The 24,583-nt window shown below is 59.3% G+C and carries 24 protein-coding genes; 15 read left to right on the top strand and 9 right to left on the bottom strand.

Annotated elements, in window-relative coordinates:
- The first annotated feature begins 22 nt into the window (after window positions 1-22).
- Window positions 23-1,183, top strand: a complete 1,161-nt coding sequence (locus GLP43_RS09175) for an RsmB/NOP family class I SAM-dependent RNA methyltransferase (RefSeq protein ID WP_237279079.1) — start codon at window positions 23-25, stop codon at window positions 1,181-1,183.
- 336 nt (window positions 1,184-1,519) lie between these two features.
- Complete coding sequence (locus GLP43_RS09180; protein WP_237279080.1) at window positions 1,520-3,583, top strand: hybrid sensor histidine kinase/response regulator; 2,064 nt, start codon at window positions 1,520-1,522, stop codon at window positions 3,581-3,583.
- A gap of 12 nt (window positions 3,584-3,595) precedes the next feature.
- Here the strand turns inward: GLP43_RS09180 and GLP43_RS09185 are convergent, their stop codons facing one another.
- Window positions 3,596-4,189 carry a gamma-glutamyl kinase gene (locus tag GLP43_RS09185; RefSeq protein WP_237279081.1) on the bottom strand — a complete coding sequence of 198 codons (594 nt, stop codon included), beginning with the start codon at window positions 4,187-4,189 and terminating at the stop codon, window positions 3,596-3,598.
- A gap of 206 nt (window positions 4,190-4,395) precedes the next feature.
- Between GLP43_RS09185 and recA the strand changes: the two genes are divergently transcribed.
- The 3 genes from recA to GLP43_RS09200 all read left to right on the top strand — a co-directional run bounded on the left by recA (window position 4,396) and on the right by GLP43_RS09200 (window position 8,552).
- Window positions 4,396-5,466: a recombinase RecA gene (gene recA, locus GLP43_RS09190; RefSeq protein WP_005853202.1), complete on the top strand. Its 1,071-nt coding sequence runs from the start codon at window positions 4,396-4,398 to the stop codon at window positions 5,464-5,466.
- A gap of 134 nt (window positions 5,467-5,600) precedes the next feature.
- Window positions 5,601-8,261 carry an alanine--tRNA ligase gene (gene alaS / locus GLP43_RS09195; protein WP_237279082.1) on the top strand — a complete coding sequence of 887 codons (2,661 nt, stop codon included), beginning with the start codon at window positions 5,601-5,603 and terminating at the stop codon, window positions 8,259-8,261.
- 3 nt (window positions 8,262-8,264) lie between these two features.
- Window positions 8,265-8,552, top strand: a complete 288-nt coding sequence (locus tag GLP43_RS09200) for a DUF1330 domain-containing protein (RefSeq protein WP_009826907.1) — start codon at window positions 8,265-8,267, stop codon at window positions 8,550-8,552.
- A 179-nt stretch (window positions 8,553-8,731) separates the two neighbouring features.
- Here GLP43_RS09200 and typA read toward each other — a convergent pair whose 3' ends face one another.
- From typA to GLP43_RS09240, 8 genes are all read right to left on the bottom strand, one after another.
- Entirely contained in the window at window positions 8,732-10,549 is a 1,818-nt protein-coding gene (gene typA / locus GLP43_RS09205) for a translational GTPase TypA (RefSeq protein WP_237279083.1), read from the bottom strand.
- A gap of 104 nt (window positions 10,550-10,653) precedes the next feature.
- A complete protein-coding gene (locus GLP43_RS09210) occupies window positions 10,654-11,580 on the bottom strand; it encodes a mechanosensitive ion channel family protein (protein ID WP_443069465.1) in 927 nt (308 codons plus the stop codon).
- 69 nt (window positions 11,581-11,649) lie between these two features.
- Complete coding sequence (locus tag GLP43_RS09215) at window positions 11,650-11,979, bottom strand: DMT family transporter (RefSeq protein ID WP_237279084.1); 330 nt, start codon at window positions 11,977-11,979, stop codon at window positions 11,650-11,652.
- 82 nt (window positions 11,980-12,061) lie between these two features.
- On the bottom strand, window positions 12,062-12,670 hold the full coding sequence (locus tag GLP43_RS09220) for a YitT family protein (RefSeq protein WP_005853215.1): 609 nt from the start codon (window positions 12,668-12,670) through the stop codon (window positions 12,062-12,064).
- Between the two features lie 147 nt (window positions 12,671-12,817).
- The gene (locus GLP43_RS09225) at window positions 12,818-14,035 is read right to left on the bottom strand and encodes an NADP-dependent isocitrate dehydrogenase (protein ID WP_009826912.1); all 1,218 of its coding nucleotides are present in this window, start codon (window positions 14,033-14,035) and stop codon (window positions 12,818-12,820) included.
- A gap of 172 nt (window positions 14,036-14,207) precedes the next feature.
- On the bottom strand, window positions 14,208-14,789 hold the full coding sequence (locus tag GLP43_RS09230) for an HD domain-containing protein (protein WP_237279085.1): 582 nt from the start codon (window positions 14,787-14,789) through the stop codon (window positions 14,208-14,210).
- 3 nt (window positions 14,790-14,792) lie between these two features.
- On the bottom strand, window positions 14,793-15,026 hold the full coding sequence (locus GLP43_RS09235) for a hypothetical protein (protein ID WP_237279086.1): 234 nt from the start codon (window positions 15,024-15,026) through the stop codon (window positions 14,793-14,795).
- Window positions 15,026-15,679 carry an alpha/beta hydrolase gene (locus GLP43_RS09240; protein ID WP_237279087.1) on the bottom strand — a complete coding sequence of 218 codons (654 nt, stop codon included), beginning with the start codon at window positions 15,677-15,679 and terminating at the stop codon, window positions 15,026-15,028. Before GLP43_RS09240 ends, GLP43_RS09235 begins: the two co-directional genes overlap by 1 nt.
- A 173-nt stretch (window positions 15,680-15,852) precedes the next feature.
- Here GLP43_RS09240 and GLP43_RS09245 point away from each other — a divergent pair, with 173 nt between their 5' ends.
- The 10 genes from GLP43_RS09245 (at window position 15,853) to GLP43_RS09290 (ending at window position 24,526) form a co-directional block, all read left to right on the top strand.
- The gene (locus tag GLP43_RS09245; protein ID WP_237279088.1) at window positions 15,853-16,323 is read left to right on the top strand and encodes an Rrf2 family transcriptional regulator; all 471 of its coding nucleotides are present in this window, start codon (window positions 15,853-15,855) and stop codon (window positions 16,321-16,323) included.
- Window positions 16,324-16,374: 51 nt separating this feature from the next.
- The gene (locus GLP43_RS09250) at window positions 16,375-17,499 is read left to right on the top strand and encodes a cysteine desulfurase family protein (protein ID WP_336885970.1); all 1,125 of its coding nucleotides are present in this window, start codon (window positions 16,375-16,377) and stop codon (window positions 17,497-17,499) included.
- Between the two features lie 29 nt (window positions 17,500-17,528).
- The gene (gene sufB / locus GLP43_RS09255) at window positions 17,529-19,067 is read left to right on the top strand and encodes a Fe-S cluster assembly protein SufB (RefSeq protein ID WP_005853229.1); all 1,539 of its coding nucleotides are present in this window, start codon (window positions 17,529-17,531) and stop codon (window positions 19,065-19,067) included.
- A gap of 5 nt (window positions 19,068-19,072) precedes the next feature.
- Window positions 19,073-19,264, top strand: a complete 192-nt coding sequence (locus GLP43_RS09260) for a hypothetical protein (protein WP_005853232.1) — start codon at window positions 19,073-19,075, stop codon at window positions 19,262-19,264.
- Window positions 19,265-19,295: 31 nt separating this feature from the next.
- The gene (locus GLP43_RS09265) at window positions 19,296-20,102 is read left to right on the top strand and encodes a polysaccharide pyruvyl transferase family protein (RefSeq protein WP_237279089.1); all 807 of its coding nucleotides are present in this window, start codon (window positions 19,296-19,298) and stop codon (window positions 20,100-20,102) included.
- Between the two features lie 91 nt (window positions 20,103-20,193).
- On the top strand, window positions 20,194-20,949 hold the full coding sequence (gene sufC, locus GLP43_RS09270; RefSeq protein ID WP_005853235.1) for a Fe-S cluster assembly ATPase SufC: 756 nt from the start codon (window positions 20,194-20,196) through the stop codon (window positions 20,947-20,949).
- Entirely contained in the window at window positions 20,949-22,232 is a 1,284-nt protein-coding gene (locus tag GLP43_RS09275) for a SufB/SufD family protein (RefSeq protein ID WP_237279090.1), read from the top strand. Before sufC ends, GLP43_RS09275 begins: the two co-directional genes overlap by 1 nt.
- Window positions 22,232-22,717, top strand: coding sequence for a hypothetical protein (locus GLP43_RS09280; RefSeq protein WP_009826920.1), 486 nt, complete (start codon window positions 22,232-22,234; stop codon window positions 22,715-22,717). Before GLP43_RS09275 ends, GLP43_RS09280 begins: the two co-directional genes overlap by 1 nt.
- A complete protein-coding gene (locus tag GLP43_RS09285; protein ID WP_237279091.1) occupies window positions 22,714-23,313 on the top strand; it encodes a Yip1 family protein in 600 nt (199 codons plus the stop codon). Before GLP43_RS09280 ends, GLP43_RS09285 begins: the two co-directional genes overlap by 4 nt.
- Window positions 23,306-24,526, top strand: a complete 1,221-nt coding sequence (locus GLP43_RS09290) for a cysteine desulfurase (RefSeq protein ID WP_037966480.1) — start codon at window positions 23,306-23,308, stop codon at window positions 24,524-24,526. Before GLP43_RS09285 ends, GLP43_RS09290 begins: the two co-directional genes overlap by 8 nt.
- Window positions 24,527-24,583 lie beyond the last annotated feature (57 nt).

Genomic DNA, 24,583 nt, shown 5'->3' on the forward strand with positions numbered 1-24,583 from the left:
GCGTAATCTACGTGACCCAAGCATGACCCCCGGCGCGCGCATCTCTGCCGCCATCGAGATTTTGAACACAATGGCGGACGGTGTCCCGGCGGAGCAAGCCTTGACCCGTTGGGCCCGTGGCAGCCGCTATGCAGGGTCCAAAGACCGTGCGGCGGTGCGCGATCACGTGTTCGATGTCTTGCGGCAGCGGCGACTGGCCGCGCACCTTGGGGGTGGTGAAACGGGGCGTGCGCTGATGATTGGTGTCTTGCGGGCGCAGGGCATCGACCTTGCGCCGCTGTTCAACGGGCAAGGTCACGCGCCGCTGCCGCTGTCAGAAGCAGAGGCCACGGCCCCCGACGCACCAAGTGATATGGCGACCCTGTGGAACCTGCCCGACTGGATCATACCGCTGTTTCAAGCGTCGCTTGGGACGGAGGCCGAAACGGTCGCGCAGGCTCTGCAATCGCGAGCACCGATTTCTGTGCGGGTGAATACGGCGCAGGCAACGGTCTCGGGTGTGGCAGAGGCACTGGCCGAGGCGGGGATCGAGACCCGTGCGAATGACCTTTGCGCAACCGCCCTGACGGTGACAGGGGGTGAACGGAAACTTCGAAACTCTGACAGCTACTTACATGGTGATGTTGAACTGCAGGATGCGGCCAGCCAAGCGGTTGTGGCAGCGCTTCCCGAAGCTGAGCGGATGCTTGATTATTGCGCAGGTGGCGGCGGCAAGGCGCTGGCGATGGCCGCGCGGCGCGATGCGACGGTCTTTGCCCATGACATCGATCCGCGCCGCATGGTGGACCTGCCCGCGCGCGCAGATCGCGCGGGTGCAACCGTCAGACAGGTGACGACCGATGAACTGGACGGAGCAGGCCCCTTTGACGTGGTACTATGTGACGCGCCCTGTTCGGGTAGCGGGTCGTGGCGCCGGTCGCCCGAAGGGAAATGGACGTTTACAGCCGCTCGTCTGGAAGAATTGACACAAATACAGGATAAAATCCTGGATCACGCTGCCACATTGACCGCCAAAGACGGGACGCTGGCCTATGCGACGTGCTCGGTTCTGATCGACGAAAACGAAGATCGCGCTGCGGCATTTATATCTCGAAATCCGGGGTGGAGCCAGGTTTTCTCCAAGCGTTTCAATGTGAATGCGCAGGGCGACGGCTTTTTTACAGCACATTTTAGACGATATTGACGTGAGGTTAGGTCAACCTAGAGGTGTTAATTTCTTTGACCTGATCCGAAATTAACAGCACATTAACCCCCCTAGGTCTAAATGAACTCGGTTTCATGATTTAGGGGGAATGTGTTGGCTCAAGAAAGTGCGGCTCGGCAGATAGTCTTTGCGAAACGTTGGCTGTTGCTGTCAGCCTTTGTCATCTTTGCCGCCATTCTCAGTATGATCGCCCCGGCGCGGTCTCTTGCTATTGTTTTCCAGGCTGCAAGCGGGACGGTTGCGTTGGCTGTGTTGGTCAATGTCACAGCAGCGTTTGTCCGGCGACGGTGGCAACGGAAGCATCGGAATGGGGCCATGTCCACCATGGCCGAGGATCCTAACCCCTGCATCATAACCAACGATGACGGCATGATCGTTGCCCAAAATAACGCGGCGCTGGCGACGTTTATCCGGCCCGCGCAGCCCAAGATATCAGATCTATTCGCGCCGCTTTTTGCAGACCCGATCGCGCTGATCGCCCGATTGGCCGTTCAAGCCACGCAGACGGGGGCCGCGAAAGAGGATATCACCACCCGTGACGGCACAATGCGGTTGTCGGCACACCGCGTCGGCGGCGACCTGCTATGGCGGCTAGAGACGCTTTGGGGGGCAAGCGACGGCGCGTCCGGTGCGAATGACCACGCGCTGCCGATGGTGATGGTTAGCCAAGCAAATGTGATCTTGTTTATGAATGCGGCAGCGCGGGCCCTTGTCGGCAAACGCGTGACGGCGCTATCGCAGATTATCGGCGATATGCCCGTCGAAGCAGGTGGTATGGTTACGGTGCAAACGGCGAAGGGGCCCATTTGCACGACGATGGCCGAAGTGGCGGCCTCTGCGAACCGCCGTGCGCTGTATTTCCTGCCGCACGCCGAAGAACGTTTCAAGGATGCGGGGTGGGCTGCGTTGCAACAGCTCCCTATTCCGTTGATCAAGGTTGCCCCTGGCGGCGAGGTAATGTCGTTCAACGACCCCGCGTCGCGCCTGGTCGGGGCTGACCTCGCTGAAGGGGCCGCCTTGGCCGAGCTGATGGAGGGGTTGGGACGGTCGATTTCAGATTGGCTGCAAGACACGCTAGAAGGGCGTTTGCTTCAAAAGCCCGAATTTTTACGGCTAAAGCGAAGTGATCGTGAAGTTTTTGTTCAAATACGGCTAAGTCTGATATCGGAAAGCGGCACACCGGTGTTGATCGCGGTCTTGCACGACGCGACAGAGCTTAAATCGCTCGAAGCTCAGTTCACCCAAAGCCAAAAGATGCAGGCGATCGGACAACTTGCTGGCGGCGTTGCCCATGATTTCAACAATCTGCTTACCGCTATTTCGGGCCACTGCGATCTGCTGCTGTTGCGTCATGACCCAAGTGACCGCGATTACAGCGATTTGGTGCAGATCGACCAGAACGCCAACCGCGCTGCGGCGCTTGTGGGGCAATTGCTTGCATTTTCTCGAAAACAGACCTTGCGCCCCGAGACGGTCAATATGCGTGACACGCTCGCCGACCTGACCCATCTTCTCAACCGATTGGTGGGCGAAACAGTGACTCTGACGCTTAGCCACGATCCGATTCTACAATCCATACGTGCCGACAAACGACAGTTGGAACAGGTGTTGATGAACCTGATCGTCAACGCCCGTGATGCCATGCCGACGGGTGGTGAAATCAAAGTCACAACCGAAAATACGCATCTTGATGAACCGCTGACACGGGATCGCGTCACAGTCCCTGTCGGCAGATACGTTACCGTACAGGTCACCGATGCGGGCGAGGGGATTGCCCCTGACCGTATGCAGAAGGTGTTCGAGCCTTTTTACACAACGAAGCGAACGGGCGAGGGGACGGGTCTGGGCCTATCCACCGCTTATGGCATCGTGAAGCAATCGGGGGGCTATATCTTCGTCGATAGTGTGGTTGGCGAAGGTACGACATTCACGCTTTATTTTCCGTGCCATACCCAAAAGATAGAGGCCCCTAAGTTTATGAAACCGCCGATTTCGACTAGCGGTAGCAAGCGCGACGACGGCACCGTCCTACTGGTCGAGGATGAAGCGCCCGTACGTGCGTTTGCCAGCCGTGCGCTGCGCATGCGTGGCTACACGGTGCTGGAAGCGGATTCCGCCGAGATGGCGCTTAAGACCCTTGAAGACGAGGCGCTGACCATCGACGTGTTTGTGACCGATGTGATCATGCCGGGGATGGATGGCCCCACCTGGGTACGCGAGGCGCTGAAAGCACGACCGGGGGTGCCTGTGGTTTTTGTCTCTGGCTATGCCGAGGATAGTTTCGGCGATGCCCAGATGACGATTCCCAATTCTGTTTTCCTGCCTAAACCGTTTTCGCTGACGGAGCTGACGAACACTGTGAACAGTCAGATCCAATAGGCTGGCTGGTCGCTACTCGATCGAGTCGTAAAGCGCGAATTCATCTGCGAATTTGCGTTTGAAACGTTGCTCTATCTCCGGGGAAAGATGCAGGTCCATTTGGGGGGATACGTTTTCTTGTTTCAGATCAAGCGTTACGTCGAGACGCTGCTCAAGAAACCCTTTTAACCGATCCTGATTCTCGTACCGAAAATAATGGGTTATGCCCGTTCCGTTCGGTTGCGCTGCCATAAAGTTTAGCTGGCTGCCTACGTCGGCAAATCCTGGTTTTTTCCCCTTCATATAGGCAAGGATAAATTCATCAAAACTCACGTCAAAGGTGGCATTGGGCTTGCCCTGCATAAAGGGCCGCTGGCGATAGCGATACCAACTGCCCAGCCAACTGATCGGTTCGCGCATGACGGCCATCAATTCAAGCTCTGTGTCACAGACTTTCAGAAACATCGGGCGAATAAACCGGTTGTAGCGATAGACCGGCGCATGTTTCAGCATGGGCGGTTCGGAAATGACCATATCCGCCCGGGGGGCCAAAGTGGTTTCATAGGCGGTGGTGCCGGTTTTTGGAACCGACAAAAACGCAAGGCGTTCCTTAAAGAAAACAAGCACTTGTAAGAAAACCTTTCGACAGTCGAGTAGTAATTTTCGCGTATCAACCGAATGTTAATCAGTTCAATAAATAGATGAAAGGGCAAACAAATACATTGTAATGTTCTCATTTTGATCTCATATGGAACATAGAAAGAACATCAAGATGGTCGGGGCATGATGATTGCGGCTTGCAGACCACTGTGACAGTAAGAGGATAACCTATCATGGCAACGGCAGATCTTTTGACTATGGACAACAAGAAACAAGCTGAAAAGCAAAAGGCCCTGGACAGCGCGCTGGCACAGATTGAACGCCAGTTCGGCAAAGGGTCGATCATGAAGCTGGGGGCCGAAGGGGCCATTCAGGACATCAAGGCAAGCTCGACCGGTTCGTTGGGGCTGGATATCGCGCTTGGTATCGGCGGACTGCCCATGGGGCGGATCATCGAGATTTACGGCCCGGAATCCTCGGGTAAGACCACATTGACCCTGCATTGTGTTGCGGAGCAGCAGAAAAACGGCGGCGTTTGTGCCTTTGTTGACGCGGAACACGCGCTTGACCCGCAATACGCGCGCAAACTGGGCGTTGATATCGACGAGCTGCTGATTTCCCAGCCTGACACCGGCGAGCAAGCGCTTGAAATTACGGATACGCTGGTCCGCTCCGGTGCTGTGAACATGGTGGTGGTTGACTCCGTCGCGGCGCTCACGCCCAAATCCGAGCTGGAAGGCGATATGGGCGATAGCTCTGTCGGGGTGCAGGCCCGTCTGATGAGCCAGGCCATGCGTAAGCTGACAGGCTCGATCTCGCGGTCGAACTGCATGGTGATTTTCATCAACCAGATCCGGATGAAAATTGGCGTTATGTTCGGGTCGCCCGAAACGACGACCGGTGGGAACGCGCTGAAATTCTATTCTTCCGTCCGTCTGGACATCCGCCGCATTGGCGCGCTCAAGGATCGTGACGAGGTGGTCGGCAATGCCACACGGGTCAAGATCGTCAAGAACAAGGTGGCCGCACCGTTCAAGCAGGTCGAATTCGACATCATGTATGGGGAAGGGATCTCCAAGATGGGCGAGCTGCTGGATCTTGGGGTCAAGGCTGGCGTGGTTGATAAATCGGGATCGTGGTTCAGCTATGGCGATGAACGGATCGGGCAGGGGCGTGAAAACGCCAAGACCTTCCTGAAAGAAAACACCGCCATGGCAAATGAGATCGAAGACAAGATCCGCGCGGCCCATGGGCTGGACTTCGACGGCTCCGACAGCGACGACGCGGATATCCTCGAAGCGTAAAGGCTTGCACCGCAAGTGGTTAGAAAAGGCGTGCCCCCAGGGCGCGCCTTTTTTCATGGGGGCTGCCTGTGGACAGTGCTCTGTCGCGAGGGTATTCGAAGGTAATTGTTTTTGCCCCTCGAAAGGCCCCGCATATGAAGACGCTCAACGATATCCGATCAACCTTCCTTGGTTATTTTGAAAAGCAGGGTCACTCGATCCAGCCGTCCAGCCCGCTGGTGCCGCGAAACGACCCCACGCTGATGTTCGCGAACTCTGGCATGGTGCAGTTCAAGAACCTGTTTACCGGCGTCGAAACCCGCGATTATTCGCGTGCGACAACAGCGCAGAAATGCGTGCGCGCCGGGGGCAAACATAATGACCTCGACAATGTGGGCTATACAGCGCGCCACCATACCTTCTTTGAAATGCTGGGAAATTTCAGCTTTGGCGATTACTTCAAGGCCGAGGCCATCGCCTTTTCATGGGAGCTGATTACCAAAGAACTGGGCATTGATCCCAACCGTCTTTACGTGACCGTTTACCATACCGACGACGAGGCTGCGGACATCTGGAAGAAAGTCGCCGGGCTGCCGGACGACCGGATCATTCGCATCGCGACAGATGACAACTTCTGGATGATGGGGCCGACCGGGCCTTGCGGCCCATGCTCCGAGATTTTTTACGACCACGGGGATCACATCTGGGGCGGCCCTCCCGGATCGCCAGAGGAAGACGGCGACCGGTTTGTCGAGATCTGGAACCTCGTTTTCATGCAATATGAACAGTTCGAGGATGGCAGCCGCACCGCACTGCCGAACCAATCGATCGACACTGGCATGGGGATTGAGCGGGTCGCGGCGCTGCTGCAGTGCACGAACGACAACTATGCCACCGACCTGATGCGCAACCTGATCGAGGCGAGCGCCCACGCGTCCAGCACCGATCCGGATGGTCCGGGCAAGACGCACCACCGCGTGATCGCCGACCACCTGCGGTCGACCTCCTTCCTGATCGCGGACGGGGTGATGCCGTCGAACGACGGGCGGGGCTATGTGCTGCGGCGGATCATGCGCCGTGCCATGCGTCACGCGCATTTGCTGGGGTTGAAGGACCCTTTGATGCACCGCCTCGTGCCCGAACTGGTGCGCCAGATGGGCGGTGCCTACCCAGAGCTGGGGCAGGCGCAGTCACTGATTACAGAGACATTGCTGCTGGAAGAAACGCGCTTCAAACAAACGTTGGACCGCGGCCTGAAACTGCTGGATGACGAACTCAAGGGCCTGCCCGCCGGTGCCGATCTGCCGGGCGAGGCTGCGTTCAAACTCTATGACACCTACGGCTTCCCTGTCGATCTGACCCAGGATGCCCTGCGCGAACAAGACCGCAACGTCGACCTAGATGGGTTTAACGCCGCGATGGACGCGCAAAAGGCCAAGGCGCGTGCCGCATGGTCCGGTTCGGGCGAAGCGGCGGATGCGACCATTTGGTTCGATGTGGCCGAAAAATCCGGCACCACCGATTTTCTGGGCTATGACACCGAAACCGCCGAGGGGCAGATTGTTGCGCTGATCCAGGACGGTGCGCAGGTTGCCGAGGTTAAGAAGGGCGACGCTGTTCAGATCGCGCTGAACCAGACACCGTTTTACGCCGAAAGCGGCGGTCAGGTCGGGGACACCGGCACGATCAAGACCGATAGCGGCGTGGTCACGGTGACCGACACGCGCAAGACAGCAGGCGTCTTCATCCATATCGGCGAGGTGTCAGAAGGCACGGTCAAGACCTCTCAGGCTGCGGTCTTGGATGTGGACCACGCGCGGCGGACCTCGATCCGTGCGAACCACTCGGCCACGCACTTGCTGAACGAGGCGCTGCGCAAGACCTTGGGGGATCACGTGATGCAGCGTGGCTCTTTGAATGCGGCGGATCGTTTGCGTTTTGATTATAGCCATAATCACCCGATGACGGTCGACCAATTGGCCGCGGTCGAGGAGGAGGTGAACCAATACATCCGCCAGAACACCGCCGTGGAAACCCGGATTATGACCCCGGATGACGCGCGCGAGATGGGGGCGCAGGCGCTCTTTGGCGAGAAGTATGGCGACGAGGTGCGGGTTGTTTCTATGGGCCGCGAGGCCGGTTCGGGCAAAGGCGCGGACAAGCAGACCTATTCGCTGGAACTCTGCGGTGGTACCCACGTGCGCCAGACCGGTGACATCGGGGCCTTTGTGTTGTTGGGCGACAGCTCCAGCAGCTCGGGCATCCGCAGGATCGAGGCGCTGACCGGCACCGAAGCCCTCAAATGGCTGCGCACGCAGGAAACCGCGCTGACCCGCGTCGCGGCAGAGCTCAAGACCTCGACCGCGGATGTGCCCGATCGCGTCCGTGCCTTGTTGGATGAACGCCGCGCCTTGGCCAACGAGGTCGCTCAGCTGCGCCGCGAGCTGGCCATGTCGGGCGGTGGCGATGCCGGTGCCGCGGCCCCGCGCGAGGTGAACGGGATCAAGTTCATTGCGCAGGTGGTCAACGGTGTGACCGGCAAGGATCTTCCCGCGCTGATCGACGAACATAAGGCCAAGCTCGGGTCCGGTGCGGTGCTGCTGATCGCTGATGCAGACGGCAAGGCAGCGGTCGCGGCGGGTGTGACCGCTGATCTGGCCGCCACGATCTCGGCGGTTGATATCGTCAAGACCGTCGTTGCCGAACTGGGCGGTAAGGGGGGCGGTGGCCGTCCTGAAATGGCCCAGGGTGGTGCCAAAGATGTCGCAAACGCCGAGGCCGCGATTGCCGCTGCCGAAAATGTTCTGAAAGGATAAACGATGCCTGCTTTATGGATTGCCCATGTCACGGTTACTGACGAGGACGCCTACGGTAAATACGCCAAGCTCGCTGGCCCCGCCATCGCGGCGCATGGGGGCAGCTTCCTGGCCCGTGGTGGCCGCTTCGTGCAGCTTGAAGGCAAGGAACGCCCGCGCAATGTTGTAGCCCGTTTCGCCTCTGTCGAGGATGCGGTCGATTGCTACAATTCCGACGCCTACCAAGAGGCGCTGAGCCACGCCAAAGACGCGTCAGAACGCGAGCTGATGGTCGTAGAGATCGACGGCTAAGCACAGCTGGCCAGGCCAGCACCAAGCGCTTGTCAGCGGCCAAGCAAGGCCGCTGACCCCACTAAACCTCCCCCCCACACATCGCCAGACATAAAAAAACAGGGCAAAACCAGCCCCGCTTTCCAAATGGTATAAAATCCTGGGGTCCGGGGCAAAGCCCCGGTCCAGCGTCGCTTTGTTTACGCCGACTTTGCCATCCGTTTCCGCTCGTGTGGGTCCAGATAGCGCTTGCGCAGACGGACTGCGTTTGGCGTCACTTCAACCAGCTCGTCGTCATCGATATAGGCGATGGCTTCTTCCAGGCTCAGGGTCATGGGTGTGGTCAGACGGACGGCCTCGTCGGTGCCCGAGGCGCGGACGTTGGTCAGCTTTTTGCCCTTCAGCGGGTTCACCTCAAGATCGTTTTCACGGCTGTGTTCGCCGATGATCATGCCGGTATAGACGTCAGCCTGTGCACCGATCATCATCTTGCCGCGTTCTTCAAGGTTCCACAGGGCGAAAGCCACCGAGGTGCCGTTCTCCATCGAGATCAGAACGCCCGCGCGACGGCCGGGAATCGTGCCTTTGTGCGGTGCCCAGGAATGGAACACGCGGTTAATAACGCCTGTGCCGCGTGTGTCGGTCAGGAATTCACCGTGGTACCCGATCAGCCCGCGCGACGGGACATGGGCGATGATGCGGGTTTTGCCGGCACCGGCGGGTTTCATTTCGACCAATTCGCCCTTGCGGGTGCCGGTGATCTTCTCGATGACCGCGCCGGAGTATTCGTCATCCACGTCGATGGTGGCTTCTTCGATGGGCTCGTGACGCACACCGTCGATCTCCTGGAACAGAACCTGCGGGCGGGAGATCGAAAGCTCGAACCCTTCGCGGCGCATGTTCTCGATCAGAACGCCCATTTGCAATTCGCCACGACCGGCAACCTCGAAGGCGTCGCCACCGGGGGTGTCGGAGATTTTGATCGCGACGTTGGATTCGGCTTCCTTCATCAGGCGCTCGCGGATCACGCGGGACTGGACTTTCTTGCCGTCACGACCGGCCAGCGGGCTGTCGTTGATGCCGAATGTCACGGTGATGGTGGGCGGATCGATCGGCTGGGCAGGGATGGCTTCGTTCACCGATGTATCGGCCAGCGTGTCGGCCACGGTTGCCTTGGACATACCGGCGATGGAAACGATGTCACCTGCTTCGGCCATGTCGATCGCTGTCTGCTCTAGCCCGCGGAAGGCGAGGATCTTGGTGCAGCGGAAGTTTTCAATCAGTTTGCCGTCGCGCGACATCGCCTTGATGCTTTGGCCGGCTTTCAGCGTGCCTGTTTCCACGCGGCCTGTCAGCAGACGGCCCAGGAATGGGTCGCCGCCCAATGTGGTTGCCAGCATGGTGAAGGGCTTGTCGGCGTTTTCGATCTGCTTGGGCGCAGGCACATGCTTGAGCACAAGCTCGAACAGCGCGCTAAGGTCTTTGCGTGGGCCGTCCAGCTCTGCATCAGCCCAGCCAGAGCGGCCGGAGGCGTACATATGCGGGAATTCCAGCTGCTCGTCGGTCGCGTCGAGGCTGGCGAAAAGGTCGAAACATTCGTCAAGCGCGCGGTCAGGCTCGGCGTCGGCCTTGTCGACCTTGTTCAGCACAACGATGGGACGCAGGCCCAGCTTCAGCGCTTTGGAGGTCACAAATTTGGTCTGTGGCATCGGGCCTTCAGCCGCATCGACCAGCAGGACAACACCGTCGACCATCGACAGGATACGTTCCACTTCGCCGCCAAAGTCGGCGTGGCCGGGCGTGTCGACGATGTTGATGCGTGTGTTGTTCCAGACGACCGAGGTCGGCTTGGCAAAGATCGTGATGCCGCGCTCGCGCTCCAGATCGTTGCTGTCCATCGCGCGTTCGGTTGTGGCCTGGTTTTCGCGGTAGGTGCCGGATTGTTTCAGAAGCTCGTCAACCAGCGTCGTTTTGCCGTGGTCAACGTGAGCGATGATTGCGATGTTACGCATGTCCATTGGGGTATGCCTTTGATACGGGAGGGGGCCGCGCACGCTCTCGCACCGCAGCATTTGCGCAGCGCTTACCGCGCCCGGCATCAGAAAGCTAGCCCTAAAGGCGATTAGCCGCCGGTGCCTGTGTCTTCTTTGCTGTCGCGGCCCTCGCGGTGGTCGCGGATGGGCAGTGGTTCGTTAAAGGTCAGCGTGCGATAGGGGAAGGGGATCTCGATGCCCGCATCATCCAACGCGCGTTTGACGGCGGCCACGACCTTGTCACGGCTGCTGCGGATGTCGATGGGGCGCGAGCCGGTCCACCATGTGACCTCGAAGTTGATCGAGCTATCTGCGAATTCTTGCGCAAAGATTTCAACGTCTCGCACGTCGTCGCGTACCGCATCCACGCCGCGCACCGCATTGGCGATTACTTCGCGCGCAGCATCCACGTCCTCTCCGTAGGCCACGCCGCAGATGACTGTGGTCCGGCGCACATCACGGGCGGTACGGATGGTGACGGGGTTCTTGAAGAACATCGCGTTCGGGGCGACCACAAGTTGCCCGTCGGTCTGGCGCACATGGGTATCGCGGATCGTGATCTCTTCGACCTGACCCTCAAACCCTTCGCATTCGATGTAATCTTCGACCGCGAATGGCTCGCGGATCAACAGCAAGATACCCGCAAGGAAGTTTTCGAACACATCTTTAAAGGCGAAACCGATGGCCACACCGCCCACACCCAATGCGGTGAGCGCTTTGCCGGGAGTGATCGTGGGAAAGGCGATGGTAATGGCGATGAGCACCCCGAAAAGCCACATTCCCACTACAATCAGCATCATGATGACGTCGACCAGCGACCGCCGCATATGCGCGCGGCGCAGCGTACCCGGCACCACCGCTTGAACAAGGCGCACAATGGCCCAAAGGAAACACAGGAAAACGATCGACAGAATAAGCTGCGGCAGGACGCTCCAGAACCCGATGGCGTAGCCTTCTAGCTGATTGCGCAAAGGGTCGGGGAGGGTGCCCCAAACGGAGCTTAGTGAGTCTAACATGCGGCACTTTCGGTCGTTGCGTTACACGCTAACGCCCAAATGCGGGAACCGGTTCCCCAAAAGCGCCGTTTAGTGTGTTGAACTCTGCGAGAACAGGTGGATGACCAGCACGCCGCCGATGATCATCGACAGGCCCACCACGGCGGCGAGGTCGAGCTTTTGACCAAACACGATATAGCCGATGCCCGCGATGCAGACGATGCCAAGGCCCGACCAGATCGCATAGACGATCCCCACGGGCATCACCTTGAGCGTTAGTCCCAACAGGTAGAAAGAGATCGCGTAGCATATAACCACGCCGACCGAGGGCCAAAGCCGCGTGAACTGTTGCGAGGCTTGCAAAGCACTGGTGCCCAACGTCTCTGTCAGGATCGCGATCATCAACCAAAAGTAATGCATATCCTGACGCCCCCGTTGCTGCTTTCCGGCCCAGTCCTGCGGTGGTCACGGGGCAGTGTCAAGAGCGGTGCAGGTCTGCGGATCAGGTTGCGATATAGCGGTCGCGGCGGTGGTTGAAGGTGATGATCAGATTCAGCACCAGCGCGCCAAGCAGCGAATAGCCCACGACAGAGGCTGGAAACAGGAACAACGCGACCGAGAAGATCACGGCGTCAGTAATCAGCTGGACCCATCCGGCTTTGAACCCCGTAGTGTCCTGCACCAGTAGTGCCACAACCCCAAGGCCGCCAAGCGACCCGTTGTGTCGGAACATCGCCAGCAGCCCCAGACCCACCAGCGCGCCAAAGATCACCGCCGCAAGGGCAGGGCTGAGCGACTGGATCGCGAAACCATAGGGCAGGAACTCGGTCACGACCGACAGCATGGTTACGGAAATCAGTGATTTGATCGTGAACTCGGCCCCAAGCCGTTTATACGCAAGGAAATAGAACGGCAGGTTGATGAGAAAGAAGACCGTCCCAAAGGAATAGCCCGTCAGATAGGCGATGATCACCGCCAAGCCCGCCGTCTGTCCGGTGATCAAGCCGGCAGAGGTCAGCACGAAAATTCCGATACCGCAGAGAAAGACCCCAAGGCTGAGGCCTTGAACGTCATCTAGCGAAGAATGGTGGAGGGGATCAGCATATGTCATATCGCCCAGATAGGGCAGCTATGTTGACCTGTCTAGGGGTGCTGCAGTGCAGAATAATATTTTTCACGATGACATCACGTCACGCAGGGGATCGTGCACAGAAAAAGGGCCACCCGGTTCGGATGGCCCTTATTTTAAGCATTCGGCTTACTGCGCGCCAAGCGCCTTGTTCAGGTTCTCGTCCACCTTTTCAAGGAAGCCCATTGTGGTCAGCCAGCCTTGGTCAGGGCCGACCAGCAGCGCGAGGTCCTTGGTCATGAAACCCGATTCCACAGTATCCACCACAGTTTTCTCGAGCGTCTCGGCAAAGCGTGTCAGCTCGGCGTTGCCATCCAGCTTGCCGCGGTGCTTCAGCCCGCCGGTCCATGCGTAGATCGACGCGATGGAGTTGGTCGAGGTTTCCTCGCCCTTCTGGTGCTGACGATAGTGGCGGGTGACTGTGCCGTGGGCGGCCTCTGCCTCGACCGTCTGGCCGTCTGGAGTCATCAGCACAGATGTCATCAGCCCGAGCGAGCCGAACCCCTGCGCAACGGTGTCTGACTGCACGTCGCCGTCATAGTTCTTGCAGGCCCAGACATAGCCGCCGTTCCACTTCATCGCGCAGGCAACCATGTCGTCGATCAGACGGTGTTCATAGGTAATGCCCGCAGCTTTGAATTTATCTTCGAACTCGGTCTCGTAGATATGCTGGAACAGCTCAAGGAAACGCCCGTCATACTGCTTGAGGATCGTGTTCTTGGTGCTCAGATACACCGGCCAGCCCAGGTTCAAACCGTAGTTCAGCGAGGCGCGGGCGAAGTCGATGATGGATTTATCAAGGTTGTACATCCCCATCACGACACCGGCGTCCGGGGCGTCGAAAAGCTCGCGTTCAATCTCTGTCCCGTCCTCGCCGACGAATTTCAGGGTCAGCTTGCCCTTGCCGGGGAATTTGAAATCGGTCGCTTTATACTGGTCGCCATAGGCATGACGGCCTACGACAATCGGCTTGGTCCAACCGGGTACAAGGCGCGGCACGTTCTTGCAGATGATCGGCTGGCGGAAAATCACGCCGCCCAGAATGTTGCGGATCGTCCCGTTAGGGGAGCGCCACATCTCTTTCAGGCCGAATTCCTCGACCCGTGCCTCGTCAGGGGTGATGGTCGCGCATTTGACGCCAACGCCGTATTCCTTGATCGCATGGGCCGCGTCTATGGTGATCTGGTCGTTGGTCTCGTCGCGGACCTCCATCCCCAGATCGTAATACTTCAGATCCACATCGAGATAGGGAAGGATCAGCTTTTTCTTAATGAAATCCCACATGATGCGGGTCATCTCATCACCGTCGAGCTCAACGATCGGGTTTTCCACTTTGATCTTGGTCATCATCTGCGGTCCTTTGAAATGATACTGATACCCGCATAGCCTATTCAGGCGCGCATGCCTAGTCGGTATGCAATGGTATACTGAAAAGAGTTACGCGGCTTAGCCCTAGCATCGCGCTGCGACAGGCGTGTGACAAGCGTGGTGGTGGATGATGGATAGAGGGGGCGGGCGGTTACCCTTGTGCGGCAAACCATGCAGAGACACGGGCGCGGGCAAACTCCCAAAGACCCGGCGCGCCGGTCTGGATTTTGCTGCCCACTTTTTCCACGAATTGCGCTTCGGTCACGTTGTATTCAACCCAGCTGCCGCCGCCCGCCGCGAGGTTCTGCATCGGGGGCTGGAACCGGTCCAGCGATTTCGCAAAGCGGGCCGTGGCGGTTTCATTGGCTTCAAACTCCTCCCATGTCGCGCGAAGATCATCGCGCAAGTCGTTGGGAAGGATGCCAAAAATACGGTCCGCGGCAAGCTGTTCCTGCGCTTCCATATCGGCGGCGTCGTAGCTGCCAAAGATCGGGTTGTCGCCTGCGTCAATCTCTACCAGATCATGCAGGATCAGCATCTTGATCACGCGGGTGATGTCGACATCTGGGCCCGCCTGATCCGCCAGCACCAGCGCATAAAGCGTCAGGTGCCAGCTATGTTCAGCCGAGTTTTCGGCCCGCGACGCATCACAAAGCAAGGTCCCGCGTGTGACCGACTTGAGCTTGTCCGCTTCATTCAGAAAGGCGATCTGCTGCTCAAGTCTGGTAGTCATACGTCAGCTTTCCTTTGCACGGTGCGCGGCAAGCGCCTTGGCCATAAAGTCACGCCCCTGTCCGGCGGCAAGCCGCGTGCGGATCGCCGTGACAAAGGCTTCTTCCATCGTCTGCGATGACGCGCCCAGAACAGCAGCGACTTCCATAAAAAGCCGCTCCTGTCCTGTTTCGCGTTGGACCGCCAGACATTCTTCGGCCATTTGGTTGGCCAGTTCGACGACTGTCGGATCCGCCATTAGCGGGTTGTCTCCGTCAGGCGGCGCTTCACGTAGTCTGTGGTAGAGGTGATCAGCGTATCCATATGCGGCTCTTCAAAGAAGTGGCCGGCACCCTCGATCTCTTGGTGGGTGATGGTGATGCCTTTCTGCTCGTGCAACTTGTTCACGAGGTTCACGGTATCTGCGGGTGGCGCCACACGGTCAGCGGTCCCGTTGATCACCAGACCGGAGGCCGGGCAGGGTGCGAGGAAGCTGAAGTCATACATATTCGCTGGTGGTGCGACAGAGATGAAGCCCGTGATCTCGGGGCGGCGCATCAGCAGTTGCATCCCGATCCATGCGCCAAACGAGAAACCGGCAACCCAGCAATGCTTGGAGTTGTTGTTCATCGATTGCAGGTAATCCAGCGCCGATGCCGCATCGGAGAGCTCACCAACGCCCTGATCGTATTCACCCTGGCTGCGACCCACGCCGCGGAAATTGAAGCGCAGAACGGTGAAACCCATATTGTAGAAGGCATAGTGCATATTATACACGACCTTATGGTTCATCGTCCCGCCGAATTGTGGATGCGGGTGGAGCAGAATGGCGATGGGTGCGTCGCGTTCTTTTTGTGGATGGTAGCGGCCTTCGAGGCGGCCTTCGGGTCCGGGAAAAATAACCTCGGGCATGAGCGTCCCTGCTTGGGGTTCTAAGTGCAGCGGAATAGTTGACGAATTCGCTAAGGCAGTTTAGAACGGTTCTAACTTGTGTGATCCCCGTTTCTGGGGGTCAGACTTTGCGTTTAGGCATTTCAGGCGTCGTCGTCAATCAAACAGGCGCTTATGGGGAAGGGAACACTGCGATGAAGCTGTCAACCAAGGGCCGGTATGCGATGGTCGCTTTGGCCGATATAGCGCTGCAGCCCGCGGACCGTCTGGTGAATCTGGGCGATATCGCGGTGCGCCAGTCGATTTCCCTGCCGTACCTAGAGCAGCTATTCGTCAAGCTGCGGCGGGCCGAGCTGGTGTCGTCAGTACGTGGTCCGGGCGGCGGCTACCGTTTGGCGCGGCCTGCGTCGGACATTCGCGTTGTTGATATTCTGGCGGCGGTCGATGAAAAGGTCGATGCGATGCATGTGGGGGCCGGTGCTTCTGGCGGGTCATCGGGCAGCCGGGCGCAGTCGCTGACCAACCGTTTGTGGGAGGGGCTGAGCGCACAGGTCTATGTATTTCTGCACCAGACGCGGCTGTCGGATGTTGTTGCCAACGAGCTTGCCCCCTGTCCGGCGGTGCCGAACCTCTTTGCCATCGTGGACGAGGCGGATGCGGAATGAGGGACGCTGTCCCTCACACTCCCTGGGATTTAGGACCATTTGGAAGCTGATGTGAGAGTATATCTTGATCATAACGCGACCACGCCCCTGCGGGCAGAGGCGCGCGCGGTCATGCTGGCGGCGATGGATGTGGCGGGCAACCCGTCCAGCGTCCATGCCGAAGGGCGTGCGGCCAAGATGATGGTCGAGAAGGCACGCGGGCAGGTGGCGGCTTTGGTCGGCTGCGATGTGTCGGAAGTGATCTTTACCAGCGGTGCCACCGAGGCGATTGCGGGTGTGGTGCAGGACGCGGGCAATGTCGTCGGCGCAGCCGTGGAGCATGAAGCAGTGCGCATCTGGTGCCCGGAGGCCGAGCAATTGCCTGTGGATCGCAATGGTCACGTGGATTTGAACGCGCTGCCGGATGGAGCCTTGGCGGGCAAAACGCTGTTTTTGCAACGTGCCAATAGCGAGACAGGGGTGTTGCAGCCGGAAAGCCTGTTGGCCGAGCTCTCGCGTTTGGGCGCGTCGCCTGCAAGCGTGTTCCGGGACGCCGTGCAGGCGGCGGGTAAGTTGTCGGATCTGGGGCGCTGGCGCTCGGATGTCGGGCGTCATACGTCATTGGCTGTCTCGGCGCATAAGCTGGGCGGTCCCAAGGGCATCGGTGCGCTGATCGCAGGGCCGGAATATACGCCCGGATTGATGCAGCCGATGTTGCGCGGGGGCGGGCAGGAATTGGGCCGTCGTGCGGGGACAGAGAACGTCATCGGCATCGCCGGTTTCGGGGCTGCCTGCGCTGCCGCAGCGCAGGATTTGGCGGATGGCGTATGGGAACGGGTTGCAGAACTTAGAAATGTTCTAGAGAAGGCTCTTGAGGCTGCGTCAAAGAAGACTATTTTTGTTGGGAAAGACGTGGCGCGTTTGCCGAACACCTCTTGCTTTATCACGCCCGGGTGGCGCGGTGAGACGCAGGTGATGCAGATGGACCTTGCGGGCTTTGCGATCAGCGCGGGGTCTGCGTGCTCTAGCGGTAAGGTGGCGACAAGCCGGGTGTTGACGGCGATGGGGTTTGACGACGCTGAGGCATCCTGTGCCGTGCGCGTATCGCTTGGGCCGGACACCACAGAAGAACAGGTCTTGCGTTTTGCAGACGCCTGGACCGCGAAATTGAAGAAACACGAGGCGCGGGCCGCTTGATGCGCGCCGCCAGTTGAAGGATGAAAAGCATGGATAGCACTTTGGTCAAGGACGACCCGAACACCGGCGTCAAAGAGGGCGTCGATCAGGAAACCGTGGATGCCGTGCGCGAAGTCGGCGGTGCCTATAAATACGGGTGGTCCACAGATATCGAGATGGACTATGCCCCATTGGGTCTGAACGCCGATATCGTCAAGCTGATCTCGGAGAAGAACGAAGAGCCCGAGTGGATGCTGGAATGGCGTCTGGCCGCCTATGAACGCTGGCTGACCAAGAAAGAGCCGAACTGGGCGATGGTCGACTATCCGGAAATCGACTTTCAACAGCAGTATTACTATGCGCGTCCGAAATCGATGGCGGAAAAACCAAAGAGCCTGGATGACGTCGACCCCAAGCTGCTGGAGACCTACAAGAAGCTGGGTATCCCGTTGAAAGAGCAGGCGATTCTGGCAGGCGTCGAAGGCGCAGAGAAGATTGGCGACGAGCCCCGCAAGGTGGCTGTGGATGCGGTTTTTGACTCTGTTTCGGTCGGGACCACCTTCCAAGACGAGCTGAAAAAGGCGGGCGTGATTTTCTGCTCTATCTCCGAGGCGATCCGCGAACACCCCGAGTTGGTCAAGAAATACCTTGGTTCGGTCGTGCCGGTGAATGACAATTTCTATGCGACGCTGAACTCGGCCGTCTTCTCTGACGGGTCGTTCGTCTACGTGCCGCCGGGCGTGCGCTGCCCGATGGAGCTGTCGACCTATTTCCGCATTAACGCGGAAAACACCGGTCAATTTGAACGCACGCTGATCATTGCCGACAAGGGGTCGTATGTGTCCTACCTTGAAGGCTGTACCGCGCCGCAGCGCGATGAAAGCCAGCTGCACGCCGCGGTGGTTGAAATCATCATCGAGGAAGACGCCGAGGTGAAATATTCGACCGTTCAGAACTGGTACCCCGGTGATGAAGACGGCAAGGGCGGGATCTACAACTTTGTGACCAAGCGTGCAGACTGCCGTGGCGACCGTGCCAAGGTGATGTGGACGCAGGTCGAAACCGGCTCTGCCGTGACGTGGAAATACCCCTCCTGCATCCTGCGCGGCGACGATAGCCAGGGTGAGTTCTATTCCATCGCCATCGCCAACAACATGCAGCAGGCCGACACCGGCACCAAGATGATCCACCTGGGCAAGCGCACCAAATCGCGCATCGTGTCCAAGGGGATTTCGGCGGGCAAGGCGCAGAATACCTATCGTGGCTTGGTGACCATGCACCCCAAAGCCAAGGAATCGCGCAACTATACCCAATGCGACAGCTTGTTGATCGGCGACAAATGCGGTGCCCACACGGTGCCCTATATCGAGGTCAAGAATAACAGCAGCCGGGTGGAGCACGAGGCGACCACATCGAAGGTAGACGACGATCAGCTGTTCTACTGCCGTTCGCGCGGTATGGACGAGGAAGAGGCGGTTGCCTTGGTCGTGAACGGCTTCTGTAAAGACGTGCTTCAGGCCTTGCCGATGGAGTTCGCGATGGAAGCGCAGGCGCTGGTTGCGATCTCGCTTGAAGGGTCCGTGGGGTAATCACGATGATGCGCAAGCTGACATGGGACGTGACCATTGCCGCGCTGGTTTTCTGGGTGCTGATGGCGCTGTTTCGCGGGGGCGGGCTGACGCTCGTCGCCTTCGAAAACACGTTCTTCCAGATGCTGATCTTTGCGATGATCTACGCTGCGATCCGAGTGGCCCTGTTGGTGCTGCGCAAGGGGGATGGCGAATGATCACCGTAGGGGCCAAAGGCGCAGCGCTCTGATGCAGGCATCGGCGGACACCACTCCCTTGCGCCTGCACTGGTGGAAGGCGGTCCCGAATTTCGGGGACGCCCTCAGTCCTATTGTGCTCGCCCATGTCGCGGGCCGGCCTGTGGAGCATGCCGGTGTGCGAAAGGCAGAGGTCTGGGCCATCGGGTCGCTTTTGCAGGTGGTCAAGCGCAACTTTAGCGACGCGCAGGATCATCGCCCGGTGATCTGGGGGTCAGGCCTGTTGCATCCGGTGCAGGGGACGGGGTTTGTCGATCACGTCGATATCGCCCTGGTCCGTGGGCCGATCACTGCCGCGCTGCTGGGGTTGGAACTGTCGGAGTTCGGTGATCCCGGTCTGTTGATCAACGCCGTGTGGCCGCAGGATCGCGCGCCCAATGGCAAGATCGGCATCGTGCCGCATCATTCGCTGGTGGAGGACCCTGTGTTGCAGGCTCTGGTCGCCAGTGACGCGCAATATCAGCTGATTGATCCGCGCGGGCAGGCGCAGGATGTTTGCGCGGCGATTGCTGCGTGTGATCACGTGTTTGCGTCTTCCCTGCACGGGTTGATCGTGGCCGATGCCTACGGCGTGCCTAACAGCTGGCTGGCCCCGATGGGGCAGTCGCGCTTGAAATACCTGGATTACGCGGCCTCGGTCGGTCGGCCCCTGCGGGCCCCGATCAACGTCGAGGATATCCCGACGGTGGTTCTGCCCGACCCGCTGTCACCGCTTTCCTATCAGGCGGGCATAGATGCCTGCCGCACCGCTCTTTATGCCCGTTTTCCCAAAGCCTTACAGGCGGGGAGGGCGGCATGAAATCTTACACCGATGACGGCCCCGCGACGGGGTTTTCATTCACTCAATTCACTGTCATTGCAGCGCCAAAGCGCAAGAAAAGGAACCCATCATGCTGAGCATCAAAGGCCTGAAGGTCAAACTGGAAGAAGAAGACAAGCAAATCCTGAAGGGTGTCGATCTGGAAGTCGAAGCCGGTAAGGTCCACGCGATCATGGGGCCGAACGGGTCCGGTAAATCCACGCTGTCCTATGTGCTGTCGGGCAAAGACGGCTACGAGGTCACCGAAGGCTCCGCCCATCTGGGTGACATCGACCTGCTGGACCTTGAGCCAGAAGAGCGCGCGGCCGCTGGCCTGTTCCTCGCCTTTCAGTATCCCGTTGAAATCCCCGGCGTTGGCAACATGACTTTCCTGCGCACCGCTGTGAATGCGCAGCGCAAGGCCCGTGGCGAAGAAGAGATGTCTGCCGCGGAATTCCTCAAGGTTGTGCGCGCCCGCGCCAAAGAGCTGAAGATCGACGCCGACATGCTGAAGCGCCCCGTGAACATGGGCTTTTCCGGTGGTGAGAAGAAGCGTAACGAGATCTTGCAGATGGCGATGCTTGAGCCAAAAATGTGCATCCTCGACGAAACGGACTCCGGTCTGGATGTTGACGCGATGAAACTGGTTGCTGACGGTGTGAACGCGCTGCGCACCGAAGGCCGAGGTTTCCTTGTGATCACCCACTACCAGCGTCTGCTGGACCACATCAAACCCGATGTGGTGCACATCATGGCCGATGGCCGCATCATCAAGACCGGCGGCCCCGAGCTGGCGCTGGAAGTCGAGAATAACGGGTATGCCGACATCCTGTCCGAGGTGGCGTAATGGCCGAAGCAGCGACACAACAAACCCCGACCGAGGCGTTGATCGCCACGTTGGACCTGCCCCAAGGGGGCTGGTCCAATGCGGCACGCAAGGATGCGTTGGCCCGTCTGCAACAGGCAGGTCTGCCCGAGCGTCGTGACGAATACTGGAAATACACCCGCCCCGACACGCTGACCCAGCCGCAGGCAGTCTCTGCCGCGGTGCGCGCGTCGGAAGATGTGGCCCTGTTTGATCAGATCGACCGGCTGAAGCTGGTGTTCGTCGACGGTGTGTTCGATGCGGATGCGTCGGACGATCTGGCGCTTGAGGGCATCACCATCGAACGGCTGGCCCAAGCGGACGCCGATCTGCATTGGGCGCGTGATCTTTATGGCACGCTGGAAAAGAACGGCCAGACGCCTGTGGCACGGCCCTTGGCGGCGCTGAACACAGCTTTTGCCGCGGATGGCGTTCTGATCCATGTGACGGACAAAACCTCCAAGCCGGTGAACATCGTCTATCGCCGGACCTCCGAGACAGCGGATGTCATGCTGCACCACGTCGTCAAGCTGGACGCCGGCGCTGAATTCACGCTGCTGGAGAACGGCCCCGTCGCCGCGCGCTTTAACGGTGTGCTTGAGGTTGAAGTCGCGGATAACGCGTCTTTCCACCACGTGCGCGCCCAAGGCCGCGATCACGAACAACGTGCCGCGACGCATATCTTTACCCGTTTGGGGACCGAATCCGCGTTCAAATCCTTTACCCTGACCGCCAATGGCGTGATGACGCGCAACGATTGCGTGATCGAGCTGACGGGTGACGATGCTGCGGCCCATGTGGCGGGGGCCTGTGTGGGCGACGGGGGGGATTTCCACCACGACGACACGGTGTTCATCACCCATGACGCGGTGAACTGCGAAAGCCGTCAGGTTTTCAAGAAGGTACTGCGCAACGGGGCGACCGGTGTGTTCCAAGGGAAGATCCTGGTCAAGGCCGACGCGCAAAGGACCGATGGCTACCAGATCAGCCAGTCGTTGCTGCTGGACGAAGACAGCCAGTTCCTTGCCAAGCCAGAGCTTGAGATCTACGCCGATGACGTGGCCTGTTCGCACGGCTCCACTTCGGGGGCGATCGATGAGGACGCGCTGTTCTATCTACGCTCGCGCGGCGTGCCGCATAATGTCGCGACGGATCTGCTGACCTTGTCCTTCCTGGCCGAGGCCGTGGAAGAGATCGAGGACGAGACCCTGCGCGAAGAGATCACCGCACGGCTTGCCGCGTGGCTTGAGCGGCACGCAGCCTGATGGCGGCGACACGCGATATCGTGGCCAGCTACCGCAACCCCGCCGCCGTTGTGCGGCGGTTGTTGGGGCAGGGCCCACGGGAGGATCGCAACCTGGTCTATCTGATGGTCGCGTGTCTCATCTTTTTCGTGGCCCAGACCCCGCGTCTGGCCCGCGAAGCCCATGTCAACGGCACAGAGCTTGACATGCTGCTGGGGGCGACCCTGCTGGCATGGCTGTTCATCGCGCCGTTGATTTTCTACATGCTGGCGGCGGGGACGCAGATCATCCTCAAGGTGATGCGCGGCCGCCCCAGCGGCTATAGCACACGTCTGGCGCTGTTCTGGGCCTTGCTGGCGTCCAGCCCGCTTGTGCTGTTGCACGGTCTGACGGCGGGGTTCGTCGGCGAAGGGATCGAATTGCGCATCGTCGGGCTGATCTGGCTTTGCGTGTTTTTATGGTTCTGGATCAGCGGGTTGCTGGTCGCATATCGGACACGCTCATGAATGCCCCTGATACAAGATCGGTTCTGACCGAGCTGGTCGTGCTCAGCCTGCGCGACCCGCGTGCTGCCGCGAACCAGATCATGGGATGGCAACTAGGGCGGGACGTGCTGTGGACCGCGCTGGCGCTGGCGGCGGCGATCAACACGTTGATCTTCTCGGTCAGTCTGGTGCTGCAACCGACGCCCGCGATGCCTGCGTTCTTTACCAGCCCGCTGGCGATGTTTGTCCTGCTCTCGGGCGTCCTGGTGATCACGACCCACGGGCTTTACTGGGCCGGTCGTGCGCTTGGGGGCGAAGGCGACCTTGGCGATGTGCTGGCACTGGTGGTGTTCTTGCAGGTCCTGCGCATTATCGCGCAGGTGGCGATTTTCCTGCTGATGTTCATCTCTCCGGGGGGGTCGGTGCTGGCATCTTTGGCGACGGGCCTTATCGGGCTTTGGATATTGGTCAACTTCATCGCAGCCGCCTTTAACTTTACCGGACTGGGCAAGGCTGTCGGCGTTTTGCTGATTTCTATGGCGGCCATCGTTCTGGGGCTCAGCCTGCTTCTCTCTATCGTGGGCGTTGCCGCCCAAGGAGTGCTTCTTGATGTATGACGTAAACACCATCCGCAGCGACTTTCCGATCCTGTCGCGCGAGGTGAACGGCAAGCCGCTGGTCTATCTCGACAATGGGGCCTCGGCTCAAAAGCCGCAGGTCGTGATCGACGCGATCAGCCGCTCGTACAGCCATGAATATTCCAATGTTCACCGCGGCTTACACTATCTTTCCAATCTCGCAACCGATCAGTATGAATCCGTGCGTGGCACTGTGGCGCGGTTCCTGAATGCCGGAAACGAGGATCACATCGTCTTCACCTCTGGCACGACAGAGGGGATCAACCTGGTCGCTTACGGTTGGGCCATGCCTAACCTGCAGGCGGGGGACGAGATCATCCTGTCGGTGATGGAGCATCACGCCAATATCGTGCCGTGGCATTTCCTGCGCGAGCGTCAGGGCGTTGTGATCAAATGGGTCGATGTGGACGCCTCTGGCGCGCTTGATCCGCAAGCCGTGATCGACGCCATCACCCCCAAGACCAAGCTCATTGCCGTGACGCAGGTGTCGAATGTCCTGGGCACGGTGGTGGACGTCAAGGCGATCACCGCAGGGGCCCATGCCAAAGGCGTGCCCGTCTTGGTTGACGGGTCGCAGGCGGCCGTACACATGCCTGTGGACGTTCAGGATATCGGCTGCGATTTCTACGCGATCACGGGTCACAAGCTTTATGGTCCCTCGGGGTCCGGCGCGATCTATATCAACCCCGATCGCATGGCCGAGATGCGCCCGTTTCTGGGCGGCGGCGATATGATCCGCGAGGTCACCAAAGACGGCATCACCTATAACGACGCCCCCATGAAGTTCGAGGCGGGCACCCCCGGCATCGTGCAGACCATCGGCATGGGCGTGGCGCTGGATTATATGATGAACATCGGGATGCAGAATATCGCCGCCCATGAGGCATCCTTGCGCGATTATGCCGTGTCGCGCCTGTCGGGGCTGAACTGGGTGCAGGTGCAGGGTACCACGCCGGATAAGGCCGCGATCTTCAGCTTTACGCTGGACGGGGCGGCGCATGCGCATGATATCTCTACCATCCTTGATAAAAAGGGCGTGGCGGTACGTGCGGGTCAGCATTGCTGCGGGCCGCTGATGCAGCATCTGGGCCAGACCGCCACCTGCCGCGCGTCCTTCGGGATGTACAACACCAATGCCGAGATCGACACGCTGATCGAGGCGCTTGAACTGGCGCATGATTTGTTTGCGTGACCCAAGGCTGATTTTGTAATTGCAGGGGGCGGGTAGTCTGGCTATACCGCCCCTAGA

This window comes from Sulfitobacter sp. M39, assembly GCF_021735935.1.
GTDB lineage: Bacteria > Pseudomonadota > Alphaproteobacteria > Rhodobacterales > Rhodobacteraceae > Sulfitobacter.

Coding starts and splice junctions, on each gene's coding strand:
- GLP43_RS09175 (WP_237279079.1), top strand. CDS start 23: ATGACCCCCGGCGCGCGCATCTCTGCCGCCATCGAGATTTTGAACACA.
- GLP43_RS09180 (WP_237279080.1), top strand. CDS start 1,520: ATGTCCACCATGGCCGAGGATCCTAACCCCTGCATCATAACCAACGAT.
- recA (WP_005853202.1), top strand. CDS start 4,396: ATGGCAACGGCAGATCTTTTGACTATGGACAACAAGAAACAAGCTGAA.
- alaS (WP_237279082.1), top strand. CDS start 5,601: ATGAAGACGCTCAACGATATCCGATCAACCTTCCTTGGTTATTTTGAA.
- GLP43_RS09200 (WP_009826907.1), top strand. CDS start 8,265: ATGCCTGCTTTATGGATTGCCCATGTCACGGTTACTGACGAGGACGCC.
- typA (WP_237279083.1), bottom strand. CDS start 10,549: ATGGACATGCGTAACATCGCAATCATCGCTCACGTTGACCACGGCAAA.
- GLP43_RS09210 (WP_443069465.1), bottom strand. CDS start 11,580: ATGTTAGACTCACTAAGCTCCGTTTGGGGCACCCTCCCCGACCCTTTG.
- GLP43_RS09215 (WP_237279084.1), bottom strand. CDS start 11,979: ATGCATTACTTTTGGTTGATGATCGCGATCCTGACAGAGACGTTGGGC.
- GLP43_RS09220 (WP_005853215.1), bottom strand. CDS start 12,670: ATGACATATGCTGATCCCCTCCACCATTCTTCGCTAGATGACGTTCAA.
- GLP43_RS09225 (WP_009826912.1), bottom strand. CDS start 14,035: ATGACCAAGATCAAAGTGGAAAACCCGATCGTTGAGCTCGACGGTGAT.
- GLP43_RS09230 (WP_237279085.1), bottom strand. CDS start 14,789: ATGACTACCAGACTTGAGCAGCAGATCGCCTTTCTGAATGAAGCGGAC.
- GLP43_RS09235 (WP_237279086.1), bottom strand. CDS start 15,026: ATGGCGGATCCGACAGTCGTCGAACTGGCCAACCAAATGGCCGAAGAA.
- GLP43_RS09240 (WP_237279087.1), bottom strand. CDS start 15,679: ATGCCCGAGGTTATTTTTCCCGGACCCGAAGGCCGCCTCGAAGGCCGC.
- GLP43_RS09245 (WP_237279088.1), top strand. CDS start 15,853: ATGAAGCTGTCAACCAAGGGCCGGTATGCGATGGTCGCTTTGGCCGAT.
- sufB (WP_005853229.1), top strand. CDS start 17,529: ATGGATAGCACTTTGGTCAAGGACGACCCGAACACCGGCGTCAAAGAG.
- GLP43_RS09260 (WP_005853232.1), top strand. CDS start 19,073: ATGATGCGCAAGCTGACATGGGACGTGACCATTGCCGCGCTGGTTTTC.
- GLP43_RS09265 (WP_237279089.1), top strand. CDS start 19,296: ATGCAGGCATCGGCGGACACCACTCCCTTGCGCCTGCACTGGTGGAAG.
- sufC (WP_005853235.1), top strand. CDS start 20,194: ATGCTGAGCATCAAAGGCCTGAAGGTCAAACTGGAAGAAGAAGACAAG.
- GLP43_RS09275 (WP_237279090.1), top strand. CDS start 20,949: ATGGCCGAAGCAGCGACACAACAAACCCCGACCGAGGCGTTGATCGCC.
- GLP43_RS09280 (WP_009826920.1), top strand. CDS start 22,232: ATGGCGGCGACACGCGATATCGTGGCCAGCTACCGCAACCCCGCCGCC.
- GLP43_RS09285 (WP_237279091.1), top strand. CDS start 22,714: ATGAATGCCCCTGATACAAGATCGGTTCTGACCGAGCTGGTCGTGCTC.
- GLP43_RS09290 (WP_037966480.1), top strand. CDS start 23,306: ATGTATGACGTAAACACCATCCGCAGCGACTTTCCGATCCTGTCGCGC.